Origin of the sequence: Desulfobacula sp. (assembly GCF_014237455.1) — a bacterium.
Lineage (GTDB): Bacteria > Desulfobacterota > Desulfobacteria > Desulfobacterales > Desulfobacteraceae > Desulfobacula.
Map to the genome: position 1 here is coordinate 1 of NZ_JABZFL010000027.1, position 2,257 is coordinate 2,257.

The following is a 2,257-nucleotide window of genomic DNA, read 5'->3' on the forward strand; positions in this document are numbered from 1 at the left end:
GGAAGTTAAGCTCTTTAGCGTCGATGGTACTGCATGGGAGACTGTGTGGGAGAGTAGAACGCTGCCAGATTATTCTTTTAAAAGCCCTGATCATTATTGCAATGGTCAGGGCTTTTTTGCGTTTTTATAATGCCTTCATGGTCAGTTATCCGGAAATTCCACAGGGGAGTTGACTCTTTTTTTGCATCTGATAATATCTTGACTTTGAATTGTTTTAATTATAGGCAATTTTAGAATTTATATCAGATGAAAAAGACAAAACAAGGACCGGATATGAAAAAGATTATTATTACTGTTGTGTTGATCATCATCTTTGCAGGAGCTGGAACACCGATTTTCAGCGGGCTTATGATGGAGCGAATCGTAAAACGATCTTTTGGCGATATCAACCAGATGCATGCGGACACAGGATCTGATGTTTCTGTTGAAATCAGTCAGTATGACAGGGGGTTTACCTCTTCTCAGATTGAATGGAAAATCAGATTGGGTACCCTTAAGGCCTTTTACGGGGTTGAGGAAATCGTATTTGTAGACCGTGCAGATCACAGGTTTACAAATGTTGTATCAAAAACAAGCCTGGAGAAAAATAAATGGTTCACAGATTTTGTGAACGATAAGCTGGACGGGAAAAATCCCTTGGATATTAAAACTGAATATAAACTTTCAGGCAATATTGAATCAACGCTTACCCTGGATGCCTTTTCATTTAAAGATGGCAATGATGTTATTGAGATAAAGCCCGGACTGATGTTTGTCTCACTTGGTAAGGGGGTGAACAATATCTTATCTGAAATGACCTGGGCAGGGTGCTTAATTCCGGGAAAAATCAGGATGGAGAACCTTTCTTTTAATTCAAAAATGGAAAAAATATCCACCTATATCTGGGATGGCAAGCTTTCTTTTGCAGTTGAAGATATCAAAGCAGATGATGGTAAAGAAGGATTTGGGTTCTCAAATTTAAAGTGTGATCACACGTTAGATTATAATAAGGAAGAACACTCATTATCCATTAGAATGGGATATGGTATTGACAGCATTACATCCGGGAAGAACACTATTAATGATGCCTTTGTCCGAATTGGGTTAAATCGAATGGATGCTGGAGGGTATGAAGACTTTATGGCGGTGTATTCACAGGGAATAAACGATATCATGGAGGAGATTGCGGCATCACAACAGCATCCTGATAAAATAAAAAAGGCTGTTGAAAAACAGATGGCAGACAGTGGGCTTCAGATGGTTGGAGTATATGAGAAATTATTGAAAAAAGGGTTTGAAATCCAAATTTCAGACTTAAGGGCTCAATTGCCCCAGGGAAAAATTAAAGGAGATGTCACATTAAGCCTGAAAAAGGATATGACCATGCTCCAGTTCATTCCTATCATGATGCAGCCGGCAGCGGCCCTTGACATTTTTCTTTTGAAATCCGATGTCAGCCTGCCTTATAAACTGGTTGGCGATAATCAGATGCTGCTTGTACCGGTATATCCCGGAATGCAGACCGGCTTGTTCATAAAAGACGGGGATAATTTGATTCATAAGGCAGAGACAAAGGATGGGAAACTGTTGTTAAACGGAAAAGAAGTGTTGTTAAACTAATGATAAACCATGTTGAACTTTTACCGTGGAGATAAAATGTATTATTGTTATTTTGAGTCCCCCTTGGGAAAGCTTTTGCTGGCCGGCAATAAATTGCTTGAGAGTTTGCATTTTCCCCTGGGGAAGACAAGGGTTGAACCGGGAAAAGATTGGATTTGTTCTAAAGAAAAATTTATGGATGCCCTTTTTCAACTTGAGGCCTATTTTAAGGGGGAATTGACAAGGTTTAATCTTGAATTAAATGTTTCGGGCACGGATTTTCAAAAAAAAGTCTGGCAGGAACTTGTGAAAATTCCATATGGAGAAACCATATCATATGCTGAACTTGCAAAAAGGATTGGAAATCCCAATGCATCAAGGGCCGTTGGTATGGCAAACGGGAAAAATCCGATTTCAATAATTGTACCCTGCCACCGGGTTATTGGAAAAAATGGAAGCCTGACCGGTTTTGGCGGCGGACTTGAGGTAAAAAAGAATCTGCTGGAATTTGAGAAAAGGAATAAAAAAAGGCGCTTTAATAAATAAAGTATTGATTTATTAATAACTGAAGTTTCCCATAAAAGCATCATGCCACTAGCCGGAACAGAGCGGCTACAATGGAATTATTAACCAGTTTGCCACTTGGCGGGCAAAGTAATGTAAAATTATCATCCAGCGC

General features: G+C 39.3%; 2 protein-coding genes. Both read left to right on the plus strand.

Features of this window, described 5'->3' with window-relative positions; genetic code table 11:
* The first annotated feature begins 273 nt into the window (after positions 1–273).
* A complete protein-coding gene (locus HGJ91_RS03950; protein WP_291346400.1) occupies positions 274–1,599 on the plus strand; it encodes a DUF945 family protein in 1,326 nt (441 codons plus the stop codon).
* A 36-nt stretch (positions 1,600–1,635) separates the two neighbouring features.
* Positions 1,636–2,124, plus strand: coding sequence for a methylated-DNA--[protein]-cysteine S-methyltransferase (locus tag HGJ91_RS03955; protein ID WP_291346401.1), 489 nt, complete (start codon positions 1,636–1,638; stop codon positions 2,122–2,124).
* Positions 2,125–2,257: the final 133 nt, after the last annotated feature.

What these genes read in the sequence shown, in the direction of transcription:
- HGJ91_RS03950 (WP_291346400.1), top strand. Translation starts at nt 274, where the DNA reads ATGAAAAAGATTATTATTACTGTTGTGTTGATCATCATCTTTGCAGGA.
- HGJ91_RS03955 (WP_291346401.1), top strand. Translation starts at nt 1,636, where the DNA reads ATGTATTATTGTTATTTTGAGTCCCCCTTGGGAAAGCTTTTGCTGGCC.